14 protein-coding genes are annotated in these 15,966 nt (G+C 68.2%); 13 read left to right on the forward strand and 1 reads right to left on the reverse strand.

Going from position 1 to position 15,966, the window contains the following annotated elements; genetic code table 11:
• Window positions 1-4 precede the first annotated feature (4 nt).
• The 10 genes from OZ671_RS00880 (at window position 5) to OZ671_RS00925 (ending at window position 13,599) form a co-directional block, all read left to right on the forward strand.
• Window positions 5-916 carry an NAD-dependent epimerase/dehydratase family protein gene (locus tag OZ671_RS00880; protein ID WP_268858945.1) on the forward strand — a complete coding sequence of 304 codons (912 nt, stop codon included), beginning with the start codon at window positions 5-7 and terminating at the stop codon, window positions 914-916.
• A gap of 149 nt (window positions 917-1,065) precedes the next feature.
• The gene (locus OZ671_RS00885) at window positions 1,066-1,677 is read left to right on the forward strand and encodes an MSMEG_1061 family FMN-dependent PPOX-type flavoprotein (protein WP_268858946.1); all 612 of its coding nucleotides are present in this window, start codon (window positions 1,066-1,068) and stop codon (window positions 1,675-1,677) included.
• A 598-nt stretch (window positions 1,678-2,275) separates the two neighbouring features.
• Complete coding sequence (locus tag OZ671_RS00890; RefSeq protein ID WP_442957042.1) at window positions 2,276-3,310, forward strand: ABC transporter ATP-binding protein; 1,035 nt, start codon at window positions 2,276-2,278, stop codon at window positions 3,308-3,310.
• Window positions 3,307-4,326, forward strand: a complete 1,020-nt coding sequence (locus tag OZ671_RS00895) for an ABC transporter ATP-binding protein (protein WP_268858948.1) — start codon at window positions 3,307-3,309, stop codon at window positions 4,324-4,326. Before OZ671_RS00890 ends, OZ671_RS00895 begins: the two co-directional genes overlap by 4 nt.
• A 31-nt stretch (window positions 4,327-4,357) precedes the next feature.
• Entirely contained in the window at window positions 4,358-5,908 is a 1,551-nt protein-coding gene (locus OZ671_RS00900; RefSeq protein ID WP_268858949.1) for an ABC transporter substrate-binding protein, read from the forward strand.
• 61 nt (window positions 5,909-5,969) lie between these two features.
• Entirely contained in the window at window positions 5,970-6,923 is a 954-nt protein-coding gene (locus tag OZ671_RS00905) for an ABC transporter permease (RefSeq protein WP_268858950.1), read from the forward strand.
• Window positions 6,923-7,795: an ABC transporter permease gene (locus OZ671_RS00910; RefSeq protein ID WP_268858951.1), complete on the forward strand. Its 873-nt coding sequence runs from the start codon at window positions 6,923-6,925 to the stop codon at window positions 7,793-7,795. The genes OZ671_RS00905 and OZ671_RS00910 overlap by 1 nt, the downstream gene beginning before the upstream one ends.
• 2 nt (window positions 7,796-7,797) lie before the next feature.
• On the forward strand, window positions 7,798-8,505 hold the full coding sequence (locus tag OZ671_RS00915) for a TetR/AcrR family transcriptional regulator (protein ID WP_268858952.1): 708 nt from the start codon (window positions 7,798-7,800) through the stop codon (window positions 8,503-8,505).
• Between the two features lie 47 nt (window positions 8,506-8,552).
• Window positions 8,553-11,813, forward strand: a complete 3,261-nt coding sequence (locus OZ671_RS00920) for an acetyl-CoA carboxylase family protein (RefSeq protein WP_268858953.1) — start codon at window positions 8,553-8,555, stop codon at window positions 11,811-11,813.
• Window positions 11,814-11,871: 58 nt separating this feature from the next.
• The gene (locus OZ671_RS00925) at window positions 11,872-13,599 is read left to right on the forward strand and encodes an AMP-binding protein (protein WP_268858954.1); all 1,728 of its coding nucleotides are present in this window, start codon (window positions 11,872-11,874) and stop codon (window positions 13,597-13,599) included.
• Between the two features lie 139 nt (window positions 13,600-13,738).
• Here the strand turns inward: OZ671_RS00925 and OZ671_RS00930 are convergent, their stop codons facing one another.
• Window positions 13,739-14,008 (reverse strand): usg protein, encoded by a 270-nt coding sequence (locus tag OZ671_RS00930; RefSeq protein WP_268858955.1) that lies wholly within the window; start codon window positions 14,006-14,008, stop codon window positions 13,739-13,741.
• 204 nt (window positions 14,009-14,212) lie between these two features.
• On the opposite strand from OZ671_RS00930, the gene OZ671_RS00935 reads away from it, so the two are divergent.
• The 3 genes from OZ671_RS00935 (at window position 14,213) to OZ671_RS00945 (ending at window position 15,888) form a co-directional block, all read left to right on the forward strand.
• A complete protein-coding gene (locus OZ671_RS00935) occupies window positions 14,213-14,980 on the forward strand; it encodes a DUF6597 domain-containing transcriptional factor (RefSeq protein WP_328286325.1) in 768 nt (255 codons plus the stop codon).
• Window positions 14,981-15,063: 83 nt separating this feature from the next.
• Window positions 15,064-15,510, forward strand: a complete 447-nt coding sequence (locus OZ671_RS00940; protein ID WP_268858957.1) for an SRPBCC family protein — start codon at window positions 15,064-15,066, stop codon at window positions 15,508-15,510.
• A gap of 24 nt (window positions 15,511-15,534) precedes the next feature.
• Window positions 15,535-15,888, forward strand: coding sequence for a VOC family protein (locus OZ671_RS00945; RefSeq protein ID WP_268858958.1), 354 nt, complete (start codon window positions 15,535-15,537; stop codon window positions 15,886-15,888).
• The last annotated feature ends 78 nt before the right edge of the window (window positions 15,889-15,966 follow it).

The following is a 15,966-nucleotide window of genomic DNA, read 5'->3' on the forward strand; positions in this document are numbered from 1 at the left end:
GGACATGCGCATTCTTCTGACCGGTTCGGCCGGCTGGCTCGGCCAGACGCTGGCGCCAAGGCTGGAAGCCGGCGGGCACGAGGTGATCGGTCTCGACCCGGTGGCGTCGCCGCGCACCGCGGTCCGCGGATCGGTGACGGACCGGGACCTCGTCCGTTCGGTGCTGCGCGAGGCGCGCATCGAGGCGATCGTGCATGCCGGAGGCCTGCACAAGCCGGATATCGACCGCTTTTCGCGCGCGGACTTCATGGCGGTCAACATCCATGGCACCTTCAATCTGCTCGACGCTGCGGTAGAGCAGGGCATCGACCGCTTCGTCTTCACCTCCACGACGTCGCTGATGATTTCCGCGGCGATTCGGGCCGGCCTCGCGGGCGGCGCCGCGCGGGCGTCCTGGCTCACCGAAGACATGGTGCCCGAGCCGCGCAACATCTATGGCGTCACCAAGCTTGCCGCCGAGAAGCTCTGCCGGTTCTACCACGACGCCTTCGGCATGAAGGTCGTGGTGCTGCGCACCGCGCGCTTCTTCCCCGAGGCCGACGACATGGCCCATGCCATCGATCAGTCGGACGAGAACACCAAGGCGAACGAGCTGCTGTTCCGGCGCCTGACGGTCGCAGACGCGGCCGAGGCGCATATCCGCGCGCTGCAGCGCGCGCCCGAACTCGGCTATGGCCTGTTCATCATCTCGGCCGCGACCCCGTTCACGCCGGCCGACTGCGACGAGCTCATCGGCAACGCGCCGGCCGTGGTGGCACGCTATTTTCCGAATTATCCGGCGCTCTACGCGCGCCGAGGCTGGACCATGTTCCACTCGATCGACCGCGTCTATGACTCATCGCTTGCCGCGCAACGGCTCGGTTTCGTTTGTCGCACGGGCTTTCGCGATGTGCTGGCCGGGCTTGCGGAGGCCTGAGCCGCCGGAGCCGGGGCATGGCCATCGCGCGACAGTTTTTGGCCCGCCGGCGTGCGACGGCGACCTGCCGTCGTGCTAACGGCGACGATCAGAGGGCCTGCGCCCATGCGCGGCGCGGCACGCCCAGACATCCAGCCGGACGGACCAGCATGACTGAAATCACCGACGTCGCGACGCTTCGCGAAGCCTATACCGACCCCGGCGATCTCGCGCGCAAGAAGATCATGCCGCGTCTCGACACGCATGCGCGCCGTTTCATCGCGCTCTCGCCGTTCCTGACCGTCGCGTCGAGCTCGGCCAGCGGCACCGACTGCTCGCCGCGCGGCGACGCGCCGGGTTTCGTCACCGTCGTCGACGATACGACCTTGCTGGTGCCGGACCGGCGCGGCAACAATCTGCTCGATACCTTGCAGAACGTGCTCGCCAAGCCGGAGGTCGGCCTTCTGTTCTTCGTGCCGGGGCTCAACGAGACGCTGCGGGTGAACGGCCGGGCGCGTATCGTCACCGACCCCGCCGTGCTGCAGTCCATGGCGATCCGCGGCACGATCGTGCCGAGTTCGGCCATGGAGGTCACGATCGAGCAGGTCTACTTCCATTGCGGCCGGTCGCTGCTCCGAGCCCGGCTGTGGAATGCCGAGCACCAGATCAAGCGCGAAGATTTCCCGCTGCTCGGCACGATCATTGCCGACCAGATCCAGGGCGTCGACGGCGACAAGGCGAACCAGAGCCTCGAAATCGCCTATACGACCAACCTCTATTGACGGAAGCAGCGGCGCGCCGGAACGCCGAGGCCCGCGGCAACAAGACGGTTGTCGATACTCTCTGAGGCGGAGCAGGGCGCGACGGTCCTGCCCGCGAGCACCGTGCCGCGCGAGCCGCGGGCGCGGTCGGCGGTCAGGCTCGTTGCCGGCTGAACAGCGCCGCAAGGCGGCGGCCGTCGCCACGCTCGCCGTCCGGCCGGCCGGCACGCGCCGTCGCCCGAGACAATCACCCTTTCCATCGTCCTTGCTCGTCCTGCCCGGCCGCTGCGCCGGCGCGGCCCGCGCCTCGGGCGGCGTATGCACCGCGGCGCCCATGCGCATGAGCCGCCCCGGCCAGGACCGCCGTGAATGTCGCCGGCCACGCCGTGCCATCCCCCGTCATGGTCCTTTGGGGCGCGAACGCGGGGAACGTGCTTGACCGCGACGGTCTTAATTTATACGATGTAGTATAAACTAATAAGTCAAAAATAAATTTAAGGGGGAACGCTTTGAGAATCATCGAGAATTTTTCCCGGAGATGGCGCGGCGGCGGGTGCTGCCGGATGCGCCCATGCCGCTTCCCGCGCGACGGCGCGCAGGCGCTGCCGCCGCTGCGGCTGTGGCCGTGACGCAGCCGGCCGCCCCGATCTCGCGAGCGGGCCTCGCCGACGCGCCGCTGCTCGAGCTGAAGGGCCTGTCGCTCGCCGTCGGCTCGGACGCGGGACCGCGGCTCATCCGCGACGTCAGTTTCTCCTTGCGGCCCGGCGAGCGGGTCGGGATCGTCGGTGAGAGCGGCTGCGGCAAGACCATGACGGGCCTGTCGATCCTGCGTCTGCACCCGTCCTCGCAGATCAGGGCATCCGGCGAGATCCGGTTTCAGGGCCGCGACCTTCTCTCCCTGTCCGAGCCGGAGATGCGCGATATCAGGGGACGCGACATCGCCATGATCTTCCAGGAGCCGATGAGCGCTCTCGATCCGGTCTTCACCGTCGGCGACCAGATCGCGGAGGCCTATCGCACCCATGCCGCCGCCGGCCGCAAGGAGGCGCGGGGACGAGCGATCGAGGCCCTGGCGCAGGTCGGAATCCCTGCGCCGGAGCGGCGCTGCGACGACTACCCCCATCAGCTTTCGGGCGGCATGCGGCAGCGCGTGATGATCGCCATGGCGCTCATCTGCGGCCCGAAGCTCCTGATCGCCGACGAGCCGACCACGGCGCTCGACGTAACGGTGCAGGCGCAGATCACCGATCTCCTGCTCGACATGAGCGAGCGCCTGGGCACCGCGCTGTTGTTCATCACGCACGATCTCGGCGTGGTGGCGGAGACCTGCACGCGGATCGTGACCATGTATGCCGGCGAGGTGGTCGAGGACGCGCCGGTCGACGAGATCCTGCTCGCCCCGCGCCATCCCTACACGTCCGGCCTGCTGCGGTCCCTTCCCGGTCTCAGTCCGCGCCGCAGCCCGCTGCCCTCGATCCCCGGGCGCATTCCGGCGCCCGGCGCCATGCCGGAGGGGTGCCGTTTCGAGCCGCGCTGCGCCTACGCCATGCCGCCGTGCCGCGCGGCGCAGCCGATGGCGATGGTCGGCGATGGGCATGCCGTGCGCTGCGGCCGGTCGGGCGAACTCGCGCTTGCGGGGGTGGTCGCGCCATGACCGAGCCTGCGAAAGTGGAGACCGCGGCGGCTGCGCCTGTCATGTCCGTGCGCGGATTGCGCGTCACCTTTCCCGCCGGCGACACCGGCCAGACGGTCAAGGCGCTGGACGGCGTCGATTTCGAGGTCTTCAAGGGTGAGACGCTCGGCATTATCGGCGAGTCCGGCTCAGGCAAGACGACGCTCGGCCGCGCGCTCGTAGGCCTCGCCCGTCCGACCGACGGGCGGATCCTGCATGACGGGATCGACATGAGCGGGCTCGGCGGCGCGCGCTTCCGCGCGGCGCGGCGCGACTACCAGATCATCTTCCAGGACCCGAACGCGGCGCTGAACCCGCGCATGACCGTCCTGGACAGCATCGTCGAGCCCGCCGCGATCGCCGGCATCGGCGATGCCCGCTCGCGCCGCGGCGACGCGCTGGACATGCTGAAGCGCGTCGGCCTTTCGCCGGAGCTTGCCCGCCGCTATCCGCACCAGTTTTCCGGCGGCCAGAAACAGCGCATCAACATCGCCCGGGCCCTGATGCTGCGACCGAAGGTCATCGTCTGCGACGAGGTGGTGGCGGCGCTCGACGTCTCGGTGCGCGGCAACGTGCTGAACCTGTTCGCCGAGCTGCAGCGCGATTTCGACCTGACCTACGTCTTCATCACTCATGACATTTCGGTCGTTTCGCACATTTCCGACCGCATCGCGGTGACCTATCTCGGACGCTTCATGGAACTGGCGCCCGCCGAAGACCTGATCGAGCGGCCACTTCATCCCTATACGCGCGCGCTCCTGTCGGCGGAGCCGGTGCCGCTGCCATCGGCCATGCGCACTCACCGGCGGATCGCCCTGAAGGGCGAGATTCCAAGTCCGTTGTCCCCGCCGTCCGGCTGCCGCTTCCGCACGCGCTGCCCGGCGGCCGGCGAGCGCTGCGCCGCGGAGGCTCCGGCCTGGCGCGAAATCAAAGCCGGCCACTGGGCCGCCTGCCACTTCTCGACGGCCGAGGGGCCTCCGGCCTTCGCCGATGCCTGACGGAAAAAACGACAAAAGGGAGGATGACATCATGAAGATCGGGAAGCGCGGCGCCACGCTGTCGCGGCGCGACGTCCTGGCGCTCGCAGGCGCAGTCTCGCTGGCAGGGACGGCAAGCCTGTCCGCCTTCGCGCAGGAGGCTGCGAAGAAGGGCGGCGTGCTGAAGGCCGTGGCTCCAGCCAATCCCTCCTCGCTCGATCCGGCGACCGGCGGCTCGGGGTTCGATCACACGGTCCTGTGGACGCTCTACGATACGCTGACGGAGTGGGACTACGACACGCTGCTGCCGAAACCGGGCCTGGCGCGCTGGTCCTTCCCGGATCCCAAGCGGATGGTTCTCGATATCGAGTCGGGCGTGAAGTTTCATGACGGCACTGCGCTCGACGCCGAAGCCGTGCGGTTCAATCTCGAGCGCAATCGCCTCGACGAGCGCTCGAACGTGAAGGCGGATCTCGCCAGCGTCGCCGCCGTCGCGGTGACCGGCCCCCTGCAGGTCACGATCAGCCTCAAGAGCGCCGACGCGGCGCTGCCCGCGATCCTTTCCGACCGCGCCGGCATGATGGTCTCTCCGGCCAATATCAAGGCCTTGGGACAGGACACCAACCGCAAGCCGGTTGGCACCGGTCCCTGGAAGTTCGTGAGCTGGACGGACAACGAGAAGGTCGTGGTCACGCGGAACGACGCCTATTGGCGCGCCGGCCGGCCCCATCTCGACGGAATCGAGATCGCGATCATTCCCGAGGCCGCGACGGCCCTGCGTGCGGTCTCTGCCGGCCAGATGGACATGGCCTATTTCCTGCCAGCGCGGCTGAAGCCGGTCGTCGAGCGCGCGCGCTCGCTCCAGATCGTCGCGGCGCCGACGCTCTATCTCAACCAGATCTACATCAATTACGGTCGCGCGCCGCTGAACGACGTCAAGGTGCGGCAGGCGCTGAACCACGCGATCAACCGCGAGGCCTTCGTCCGCGCCGCGATGGGCGGGCTCGGCGAGGCCGCGACCATGGCCCTGCCGAAAGCGCACTGGGCCTATGACCAGACGGTCGCCGCGCTCTATCCGTTCAATCCGGACAAGGCGCGCGCGCTTCTCGCGGAAGCGGGCGCGAAGGACCTCGAGCTGCATATCGGCGCCTATTCCGACCAGGACTCGGTCCTGCGCAGCGAGGTGATCCAGTCTCAGCTCAAGGAGGTCGGCATCCGCGTCCGCTATACCCGCGGCACGGTGGCCGAGATCAGCGCCCAGTTCTTCGGCAGCGAGAAGCGCTTCGATGCGCTTTTGTCGGCCTGGACCGGCCGGCCCGACCCCAGCATGACCTACGCGCTCGTGTTCGGCGAGGGCGCCTATTACAACGCCGGCCGCTCGGCCGATCCAGCGCTCACCGCCCTCCTGCAGCAGAGCCGCGAGACGGATGATCTGACTGCGCGCAAGGCGGTGTTCGCCAGGATACAGGGGCACGTGATGGAGAACGCTCTGCTGGTGCCGATCGCCTTCCAGTATGAGCTCGACGCGATCGCGCAGCGGGCGAAGGGCTACAAGGCCAACCTGCTGGGCAAGCCGAAGTTCGAGCACATGCATATCGCGTGAGGGGCGGCGCCGGTGCCGCCCCTGGCGGCGGATACCGGCGGCCGTTCGGCGGAAGCGGGCCATGACTCATTTTCCCAAGCTGACGATGGTTCTCCGGCGACTGGCGCAGGCCGTGCCGGTCGTCGTGCTGGCGACCTTCATCGTCTTCTCGCTGCTGAAGCTCGTTCCCGGCGACGTCGCGGTGACGCTGGCCGGCGACAATGCGTCCGAGCAGCGCATCGCCGAAATCCGTGCCCTCTACGGCCTGGACCGGCCCTTCTTCGTCCAATATGCCGGCTGGATCGCCAAGGCGTTCCAGGGTGATCTGTCGCGCTCGCTGCTGTCCGGCGAGGCGGTCGTCGATTCCATTCTGCGCTGCTTCCCGCACACGCTGCTGATCGTCGTGCTGGCCATGCTGATCGCGCTTCTGATCGGCATTCCGCTCGGCGTCTTCGCGGCGAGCCGGCGTGGCGGACCGGCCGACACGCTGGTGATGGGCGTCGCGTCGGTCGGCGTCGCCGTGCCGAACTTCTGGCTCGGCATGCTTCTGGTCTCCTATTTCGCGCTCGAAAAGGGCTGGCTGCCGGCGACCGGCGCGGTCTCGCTCGGCGACAGCGTTGGTGGCGCGCTTGGCCACGCCATCCTGCCGGCGGTCGCGCTTGCCGCCGGCAGCGTCGCCGAGGTGACGCGGCAGCTGCGCTCTTCGCTGGTCGAGATCCTGTCGTCGCAGCATGTCCGTACGCTGCACGCCAAGGGGCTGTCGCCCGCGCGGATCCTGTGGGTGCACGGGCTCAAGAATGTCAGCGTCAATCTGCTCACGGTGATCAGCCTGCTGTTCAACCGGCTGCTGGCGGCGACCGTCGTGGTCGAGGCCGTCTTCGCCATACCGGGCATGGGCGGACTGGTGGTCAATGCCGCGATGAACCGCGACTTTCCGGTCGTGCAAGGCGTGGTCTTCGCGATGGTGCTGGTCGTCGTCGCGATCAATCTGGTGACCGACATCCTCTACAAGATCTTCGATCCGAGGGTGGCCTGATGACTCAGGCCGCCCTTGCTCTCGACGAACCAAGCCGGTTCGGCCGGTTCCTGCGCTGGCTCCGCGGCGATCTTCGCGGCGCATTCAGCCTCGGCTTTCTGGTCCTGCTGATCCTGCTGTCGGCGCTGTCGCCCTGGCTCGCGCCCTATTCGCCCGTCGAACAGAATTTCGAAGCGATGTTCGCGCCGATGTCGGGACGGCACTGGCTCGGCACCGACGATCTCGGTCGCGACACGCTCAGCCGACTGCTCCATGGTGGCATGGCATCGCTCTATGCGAGCTTCCTGGCGGTGGGCGTCGCCATCCTCATCGGCGTGCCGACCGGCCTGCTGGCCGGCTATCTCGGCGGCTGGATCGACGAGATCGTCAGCCGTGTCATCGACAGCTTCCTGTCGTTCCCGGCCATCATCCTGGCCATTGCCGTCACAGGAGCGCTCGGCATCGGCCTGACCAACGGCATGATCGCCGTCGGCATCGTGTTCGCGCCGCAGCTGGCGCGTCTCGCGCGCGCCCGCGCGCTCGTGGTCCGCAACGAGCTCTACGTCGACAGTGCCCGCTGCTTCGGCGCCTCCACCGGCTACATTCTGTGGCGGCACGTGCTGCCGAACACCGTGCAGCCGGTCATCGTCCAGGTGACGCTGCTGCTGGCGGCGGCGCTGCTGGCGGAGGCAAGCCTCAGCTTTCTCGGGCTCGGCACGCAGCCCCCGGACGCGAGCTGGGGCGCGATGCTGGCCCGCGCCTATCAGAACATGGAGATTGCACCGGCCCTGATGTATCCGCCCGGCATCGCCATCCTCGTCACCGCGCTCGCTTTCAACATACTGGGCGAGTCGATGCGGGAGGCACTCGACCCGACATTCAAGCGGAGCTGAGCATGCCGTCAGACAAGAAACAGGCGCCGGGGACCGGCGCGCGCGCCAGCCGCCGTTCCGGTGCGGGGGCCAAGGGCGTGAAGCTCGGTCTGCGCGGCAGCGTCGTGCGCAATCCGGCGCAGCGGGAGGAACAGCGCCGGCAGATTCTGGCGGCCGCCGGCCAGGTCTTCGCCCGCAAGGGCTACGAAGGTTCGACGATGGACGACATCGCCGCCGAGATGGGCTGCAGCAAGGGGATCCTCTACTACCAGTTCCAGAGCAAGCAGGACCTGATCGTCGAAACCCGCCGGGTGGCATCCGGGAGCGCTGCCGACCGGCTCGAAGAGATCGCGGCGCAGCCGCTGCCGGTACTGGAGCGGATGGAGCTTGCGGTCCGCGACCTGATCGTCACGAATTTCGACGACTTCTCGCGCCACGTCATTCTCTCGTCCATCACCCAGGGCCTCGACGCCGCCCACATCGCCCAGGTGCGGATCATCGAGCGGCGCTATGAGAAGGCCCTGATCGCCCTGCTCGAAGAAGGCATCGCAGCGGGCCTTTTCGTATCCGGCGACGTCAAGGCGATGGCCTTCACCGTCATCCAGACATGCCTCTCGCCGGCGCGCTGGTTCCGCGCGGGCAAGGGCAGTTCGGCGGAGGAGGTGACCGACGTGGTCACCGGCATGGTGCTGCGCGGCCTGCAGCCGCTCCCGGCGGATCGAGAACGATGACGAGGTTTAGGCCGGCGGTCGCCTCGGGCGAAGCCATGGAGGTTTGAGTGACGACGATCCTGATCGCCAACAGAGGCGAAATCGCCATCCGCATCGCCCGGGCTGCGCGCGAGCTTGGCCTTGCCACGGTCGGCGTTCACGCTGCCGACGACGCGGCGTCGCTGCACACGCGCTATGTCGACCAGGTGTGCGCATTGCCGGGGGAGGGGGCGGCCGCCTATCTCGACCAGGAAGCGATCCTGGCCGCCGCGCGCCAGGCGGGGGCTGCCGCGGTCCATCCCGGTTACGGCTTCCTGAGCGAGAACGCGGATTTCGCGGCGCGCTGCGCGGCGGAGGGCCTGATCTTCATCGGCCCGACCAGCGATGTGCTGGCGCTGTTCGGCGACAAGATCAGCGCCCGGCGGCTCGCCGAGAGCGCGGCCGTGCCGGTGGTGCCGGGAACTGGCCGGCCGACGACGCTCGAGGAGGCGCGAAACTTCGCTGCCGCGCATGGCGCCGTCATGCTCAAGGCGATTGCCGGCGGCGGCGGGCGCGGCATGCGTGCCGTCCTCGGCCTGGAAGAGGTCGACGAGGCCTTTGCCCGCTGCAGTTCCGAGGCGCGCCAGGCTTTCGGCAATGGCGACCTCTATGTCGAGAAGCTGCTGCCTGCCGCCCGCCATATCGAGGTGCAGGTGGTGGGCGATGGAACCGGCGATATCTGCCACCTCTGGGAGCGCGACTGCACGGTGCAGCGCCGCCACCAGAAACTCATCGAGATCGCGCCCGCGCCGGCGCTCGCCCCGGCGCTGCGCGAGCGCATCCTCGCCGTCGCCGTGAAGCTGGCCGCCCAGGTTCGCTATGCCGGTCTCGGCACATTCGAATTCCTGGTGCGCGGCGACGAGTTCTGGTTCATCGAAGCCAATCCTCGCCTGCAGGTGGAGCATACCGTCACCGAGGAGGTGACCGGCGTCGATCTCGTCCAGGCCCAGATCCGCATCGCCTTCGGCGCGCGCCTCGCCGATGTCGGGCTCGCGGTGCCACCGCCGGTGGAAGGTTTCGCGGTCCAGGCCCGGGTGAACCTCGAGCAATTGCTGCCCGACGGCACGCCGGTGCCGCGGGCCGGGCGCCTGACCGCCTATGCGCCGCCGTCCGGACCGCATGTGCGGGTCGACGGCTATGGCTATGCCGCCTACACGACCAGCCTTCGTTACGATTCCCTGCTCGCCAAGGTGATCGCGCGCGGCCGCTCCTACGAGCGCGCGCTGGGCAATGTCGCGCAGGCGCTGCGCGAGTTCCATATCGGCGGCGTTCCGACCAATATTCCGCTGCTCCTGAGCATTCTCGATCTTCCGGCCGTCAAGGTCGGCGGCTTCGACACGTCGCTGGTGGCCGGGAACCTGCCCGCTCTGCTGGCTGCCTCGGACCGGCAGACGACCATCGTTCCGCCGATCGTGCCGGGTGCGGAAGCTCCGGCGGACGAAGCCTCGATCGATCCTGGCGAGGCCGAAGAGGGTGTCGCGCTCGTGACGGCGCCGATGCACGGCATGGTCGTGTCGGTGGCGGTCGAGCCAGGCGATGTCGTGTCCGCTGGCGCCAGCCTGATGGTGCTCGAGGCGATGAAGATGGAGCATGTCGTGCGTGCTCCCGCGGGCGGCACGGTGCTGGCCGTCGCGGCGGCCGCCGGCGGTGTGGTGGCGGAGGGAGCAGGTGTCTTCCGCATCCGGATCGACGCGGACGCCTCGAGCGACCTCGCCGAGGCCGAGGTGAAACCCAAGGAACCGGTATGGGCGCGCGAGGTCGAGGAGATCGCGCGCCGGCGACAGCTTGCGCGCGGCATGGGCGGCCCGGCCAAGCTTGCGCGGCAAAAGGCGGAGGGCAAGCAGAACGTCCGCGAGCGTATCGACACGCTCGTCGATCCCGGCAGCTTCAGCGAGATCGGTTCGCTGACCGCCTTCGTCGCCTATGACGAGGCGGGCGCGATGACCTCCTATGCCCCGGCCAATTTCGTCGCCGGCACCGGCCGGGTGAACGGGCGCAAGGTCGTCGTCGGCGCCGACGACTTCACGCTGCGTGCGGGATCGGGCGATGCGGCGATCCACGAGAAGCAGATCTTTTCAGAGCATTATGCCGGCCAGATGCGCCTGCCGATCGTTCGCCTCCTCGACGGTGCAAGTGGTGGCGGTAGCGTCAAGATGGCGCTGGAACAGGGCTTCCATTACCTGCCGGTCAATCCCGGCTGGGACGCGGTGGTCGACAACCTCTCGCTCGTCCCCGTCGTCGCGGCCGCCCTCGGACCGACGGTCGGGCTCGGCGCCGCCCGTCTGGTCATGTCGCATCTTGCCGTCATGGTGGCCGGCGTCGGCCAGGTCTTCACCGCAGGGCCACCGATCGTGCTCTCGGCGACGCGCGAGACCCTGAACAAGGAAGAACTGGGCGGCGCCGAGGTCCACCGGAGCAACGGCATGATCGAGCGCCTCGTCGCCAGCGAGGCGGAAGCTGCGGATGTCGTCCGCCGCTTCCTCTCCTATCTGCCCTCGAGCGTCTTCGAGCTGCCGCCCGTCACGACGTCCGCCGATCCATGCGACCGCAGCGAGGAAGGTCTTCTCTCGGCCATTCCGCGCCACGAGCGCCAGCCCTATGCCATCGCTCCGATCCTGGACGCGGTCTTCGATGCCGGTTCGGTCCTGGCCTATGCCGACTACGGCGGGTCCATCGTCACTGCGCTCGCCCGGCTCGACGGCCATCCGGTCGGCGTCATCGCCACCGATCCGATGAAGGGCGCGACCATGACGGCCGAAGGAGCGATGGCGGCGACGCGTCTCGTCGATCTCTGCGAGACCTTCCACCTGCCGCTGGTCAGCCTGACCGACCAGGCCGGCGTCTCGATCGGCTCGATCGCCGAGCGGCGTGGCACGATCCGCTACGGGGCACGGGCCATCACCGCGATCTACCAGGCCAGGGTGCCACAGGCCGAGCTGGTGCTGCGGCGCGTCTTCGGCGTGGGCGGCGCCGGTGCGGTCAACCGCCATCGCGCCAACCGGAGCTGGTGCTGGCCGTCGGGCACCTGGGGCTCCCTGCCGCAGCAGGGCGGCATCGAGGCGGCCTTCCGCGCCGAACTGGCCGCCGTGGCCGATCGCGACGCTGCGATAGCCCGCATCGCCCGCCGGCTCGAGGCGGTCGGCTCGCCGTTCCGCACCGCCGAGCATTTCGGCGTGCAGGACATCATCGATCCGCGCGAAAGCCGGGCGCTGCTCTGTGACTGGGTGAAGGACGCCTATCGGGTCCTGCCTGAACTGCTCGGCCGTCCGTCCTTCGGCGTGCGGCCCTGATCAACGACAAGCTCTGGCGGCGCTGCGGCACCGCTGCCTTTCCCGGGGAGGAACGGACATGAACGAACGCGAGCTCACGGATCTGCTGAAGGCCGATGGCGAGATCATTACCGAGCGTCTCGACCATTGGGCTGACGTCGCCGGCGGCCGCACCTTCTTCTATTACGGCGAGGACGACGAGACGCTGAGCTATGCCGCCTTCGTCGAGCGCGCGAACGCCATCGCCGGAAACCTGGCGCGCCTCGGCATCGTCAAGGGCGACCGGGTCAGCGTCTTCTGCAAGAACGCGCTTGCAAGCTCGCTGCTCATGTTCGGTATCTGGAAAGCGGGCGCCGTCTACTGTCCGGTCAACTTCAGCTATGCCGGCCGGCTGCTGACCTACCAGCTCAATGATACCGTCCCGAAGCTGGTGATCACCGACGGCGCGCTGCTGACGGCCTTGAACGACGTCCTCGATGCGCTTGAGGTGAAGCCCGCGGTCATCGTCTACAGCCCCGCGCCAGGCGCCCACGACTACATTGCCGAGCCGCCCTCCGTTCGTCCGGGCCATGTCGAATATGCCTGGTCCGAACTGACCAGGCCCGCTGCGGCGCCCGATGTGAAGGTCACCTTCGACGACGAGGCGAACCTCATCTACACCTCCGGCACGACCGGCCCTTCCAAGGGCGTGGTCCAGCCGTACCGCTGGATGGCGCAATACGTCTATTTTCTGCGCGCGCTCATCGGCGAGGACGACGTCATCTACAACGATCTGCCCATGTATCATGTGGGCGGAGCCATCGCGAATATCTGCCGGGCTGCCTGGGTGGGCTGCGAGGTCGCGGTGTGGAACCGGTTCAGCCCTGACAGCTTCTGGGAGCGCGTGAAGGCGCGGCGCGTGACGACCGCGATCCTGCTGGACGTGATGATCCCCTGGCTGAACAAGGCGCCGCCTTCGGAGAACGACCGGCGCAACACGCTGAACAAGGTCCACATGCAGCCGCTGCCGCTGCTTCACCACGACTTCGCCAAAAGGTTCGGCATCGACTTTGTGACCGCCGGCTTCGGCCAGACGGAATCGGGCGCCGGCATTTCGGTGGTGCTCGAGGAGACGCGGCAGGGCGAGGGCACGCCGGCGGATCTCTATCGCGGCTATTCGCATGCGGAGGTGGCCGACATCGCCGCGCGTTCCGGCATGCCGCTCCAGCAGGGCCGCGATGCGACGCGCAAGGGCCTGATGGGACTGCCGACCTTTTTCGTCGACGTCTCCGTGCGCGATGATCTCGACGAGGAATGCGACGACGAGGTCGCCGGTCACCTGGCGCTCAGGCCGCGCCTGCCGGGCATCTTCTTCCACGCCTATCTCGGCAAGCCGGATGCCACCGTGAAGGCCTTCCGCAATCTGTGGTTCCACACCGGCGACGCCGCGGTCCGCGGCAAGGATGGGATGTATTATTACGTCGACCGGCTGGGCGACCGGATCCGCGTGCGCGGCGAAAATCTCTCCTCCTTCCAGGTCGAGGACATGATCAACCAGCACCCTTCGGTCCAGATGAGCGCGGTGGTCGCGATCCCGAGCGAGGAGGGCGACGAGGACCAGGTCGTCGCCTATGTCGTACCGGTGCCCGGCGGGGCCGTGAGCGAGCAGCAGATCCAGGCTTTCGCAGCCGAGACCATGCCGAAATACATGCGCCCCCGGCACGTTCGCATCATCGACGACCTGCCGCGGACGCCAACGAACAAGGTGGAGAAATACAAGCTCAGGAACAGCATCCTGCTGGAGCTCGGCGCCAGCCCGCGGGCATAGCGGCCGGCCGGTGGCACGGCGGCTCCCTGGAGGGGCCGGTCGGCGGTGGAGGGCGGACGGTTCGAGGCGTGTCGCCTGGCGGTGGGGCTTGGCGCCCCGCCTCGAACCCGGCCGCCTCCGGCGCAGCGGCGGTCCCGTCTCAATGCAGGAGGAATTCGCCGTCCACCTTGCTCAACTCGGCCGGGCCGATCAGCGACTTGTGCGCCACCGTCACCCGGTAGAGGCGCCCTTCGAGCCGCGCCTCCCAGAAGGCGAGAAAGCGCTTCAGCTCGGGAAAGCGCGGCGCCAGGTCATAGTCCTGCCAGACATATTCCTGCAGGATAGAGGGATGGTCGGGCATGCGGTAGAGGATGTCCGCCGTGGTCAATCCGTAGCCATCGATCTGGCGGGCGAATTCATGCGATGCCATGCTGGAATCTCCTGTAGCCGAAGACCCGTTCATCGCACTGGAGCTCGGCTGTTCACGCAAGCGAAATTCGAGTGAAAAGGTCAGATATTTCAGTCTTTTGGCACTCATCTGGCGGCGCTGCTGCCAGATCGTTCCGGCCACCTCCCACGGCCTGTGTTAAGCTCTGCCCCTGACAACCCGGGTGGCGGGCGGAAAGTTCAGGCAATGGCGGAAAACAGCGCAGCAACGGCTGGTCAGGGGGCCCGATACCGCGAATGGCGGCCGTCGGCCGAGCTCCGGGATCATTTTCGCTGCATCTGGGCGCACCGGGTGCCGTCGGACCATGAAGGGCCGATCACCGTTGTGCCGGACGGCTGCATCGACATCGTCTGGCGTGGCGGCGCGCTGCATGTCGCCGGCCCCGATATCGAGGCGGCGCTGCCCGAGCCCTCGGCCGGGACCGATATTCTGGGCCTGCGCTTCCAGCCGGGCGCTGCGCTGCATTGGCTCGGCGTGCCGGTCGCCGAACTCGTCGGCCGCCAGGTGCCGCTGGCCGATCTGTGGGGGCTGGCCGGGGCGCGGTTGGCCGACCGCATGGGGGAGGCCAGGACGGCGACCGCGCGCCTTCATGCCTTCGAGAACGGCGTCGCGGCGCTTTCCGCGGACAGATCCGGGCCGTCGCGCGACATGGCTTTCCTGTTCGAGCGGCTCGGCCGGGGCCGGGCCTCTCTCGACATGCTTTGCGCAAGGCTCGACATCTCGCCCCGGACGCTGCGCCGACGCAGCATCGAGAGCTTCGGCTACGGTGCGAAAACGCTCGAGCGGATCCTGACGTTTCAACGGTTCCTCGATCTCGCCCGTGGTAGCCCGGCGGCCGGCCTCGCGGCGCTTGCGGAGGCCGCGGGCTATGCCGATCAAGCCCATCTCAGCCGAGAGGTGAAGCGGCTCTCGGGCTTCAGCCCGGCGACGGTCCTCTGCCAGCTCGGCTGTTGAGCCCGGGCCACGGGCCGGCCGCGTCGCTCCGCTGGCCGTTTTGTTCAAGACCGCCGCACAAGGCTCGTGGCACAAGCCGTGGCATGAAGGAGTTCGCCATGCCCGAGACCACAGCCGCCACGCCCGCAGCCATCAAGGACGTGCGCATCATCACCCTGTCGATCGCGCGCGACTGGCGGGCGGCCTATGATTTTGCCGCGGAACCCACGAACCTGCCACGCTGGGCCGTGGGGCTCGGCAGCAACTTCAGGCAGCAGGGTGCGGCCTGGACGGCGGACAGCCTGCTCGGCCCGATCACGGTCCGCTTTACGCCGCCCAACGACTTCGGCGTGCTCGACCATTGGGTCACGACGGCGACGGGTGTCGAGATCGCGGTGCCGCTTCGCATCGTCGCCAATGGCGCGGGTTGCATGGTTGTCTTCGTGCTGTTCCGGCAGGCGGGCGTCGGCGACGCGGAACTCGCCCGCGACGCGGCGGCGGTCGAGGCGGATCTCCGGCGTCTCAAGGCGCTTCTCGAAACCGAAGCTTGAACGACAGGACAGGGAGACAGCATCATGGCGCAGAGTGGCCAGGACCGGCGCATCGACAATATCGAGTTCGGCGTCGCCGACATCGCGCGTTCGCGGGCCTTCTACGGCGCGGCGTTCGGCTGGAGCTTCACCGATTACGGGCCGACCTATTGCGAATTCTCGGACGGCCGGCTGACCGGCGGCCTGACGACGCAGACGCCGGTGCGCACCGGCGGGCCGCTGGTGATCCTCTATGCCGACGATCTCGCGGACATGCAGCGCCGTCTGGAGGCGCTCGGCGCGCCGATCGTCAAGCCGATCTTCGCGTTTCCCGGCGGCCGGCGGTTTCATTTCACCGATCCGGACGGCCATGAGCTGGCGGTCTGGTCGGACAAGTAGCGCCGGGGAGATCCCAGCTCGCGAGAAAACGGGATGCAAGCCTCCGCACTTTGGTGTTTGCTCGCCGCGGGCCCATTG

This window comes from Phreatobacter sp. AB_2022a (genome assembly GCF_026847585.1).
GTDB lineage: Bacteria > Pseudomonadota > Alphaproteobacteria > Rhizobiales > Phreatobacteraceae > Phreatobacter.

Bases quoted from the DNA above. Each gene is read 5' to 3' on its own strand.
- OZ671_RS00915 (WP_268858952.1), top strand. From the start codon at position 7,798: ATGCCGTCAGACAAGAAACAGGCGCCGGGGACCGGCGCGCGCGCCAGC.
- OZ671_RS00885 (WP_268858946.1), top strand. From the start codon at position 1,066: ATGACTGAAATCACCGACGTCGCGACGCTTCGCGAAGCCTATACCGAC.
- OZ671_RS00930 (WP_268858955.1), bottom strand. From the start codon at position 14,008: ATGGCATCGCATGAATTCGCCCGCCAGATCGATGGCTACGGATTGACC.
- OZ671_RS00895 (WP_268858948.1), top strand. From the start codon at position 3,307: ATGACCGAGCCTGCGAAAGTGGAGACCGCGGCGGCTGCGCCTGTCATG.
- OZ671_RS00905 (WP_268858950.1), top strand. From the start codon at position 5,970: ATGACTCATTTTCCCAAGCTGACGATGGTTCTCCGGCGACTGGCGCAG.
- OZ671_RS00945 (WP_268858958.1), top strand. From the start codon at position 15,535: ATGGCGCAGAGTGGCCAGGACCGGCGCATCGACAATATCGAGTTCGGC.
- OZ671_RS00940 (WP_268858957.1), top strand. From the start codon at position 15,064: ATGAAGGAGTTCGCCATGCCCGAGACCACAGCCGCCACGCCCGCAGCC.
- OZ671_RS00935 (WP_328286325.1), top strand. From the start codon at position 14,213: ATGGCGGAAAACAGCGCAGCAACGGCTGGTCAGGGGGCCCGATACCGC.
- OZ671_RS00900 (WP_268858949.1), top strand. From the start codon at position 4,358: ATGAAGATCGGGAAGCGCGGCGCCACGCTGTCGCGGCGCGACGTCCTG.
- OZ671_RS00910 (WP_268858951.1), top strand. From the start codon at position 6,923: ATGACTCAGGCCGCCCTTGCTCTCGACGAACCAAGCCGGTTCGGCCGG.
- OZ671_RS00925 (WP_268858954.1), top strand. From the start codon at position 11,872: ATGAACGAACGCGAGCTCACGGATCTGCTGAAGGCCGATGGCGAGATC.
- OZ671_RS00880 (WP_268858945.1), top strand. From the start codon at position 5: ATGCGCATTCTTCTGACCGGTTCGGCCGGCTGGCTCGGCCAGACGCTG.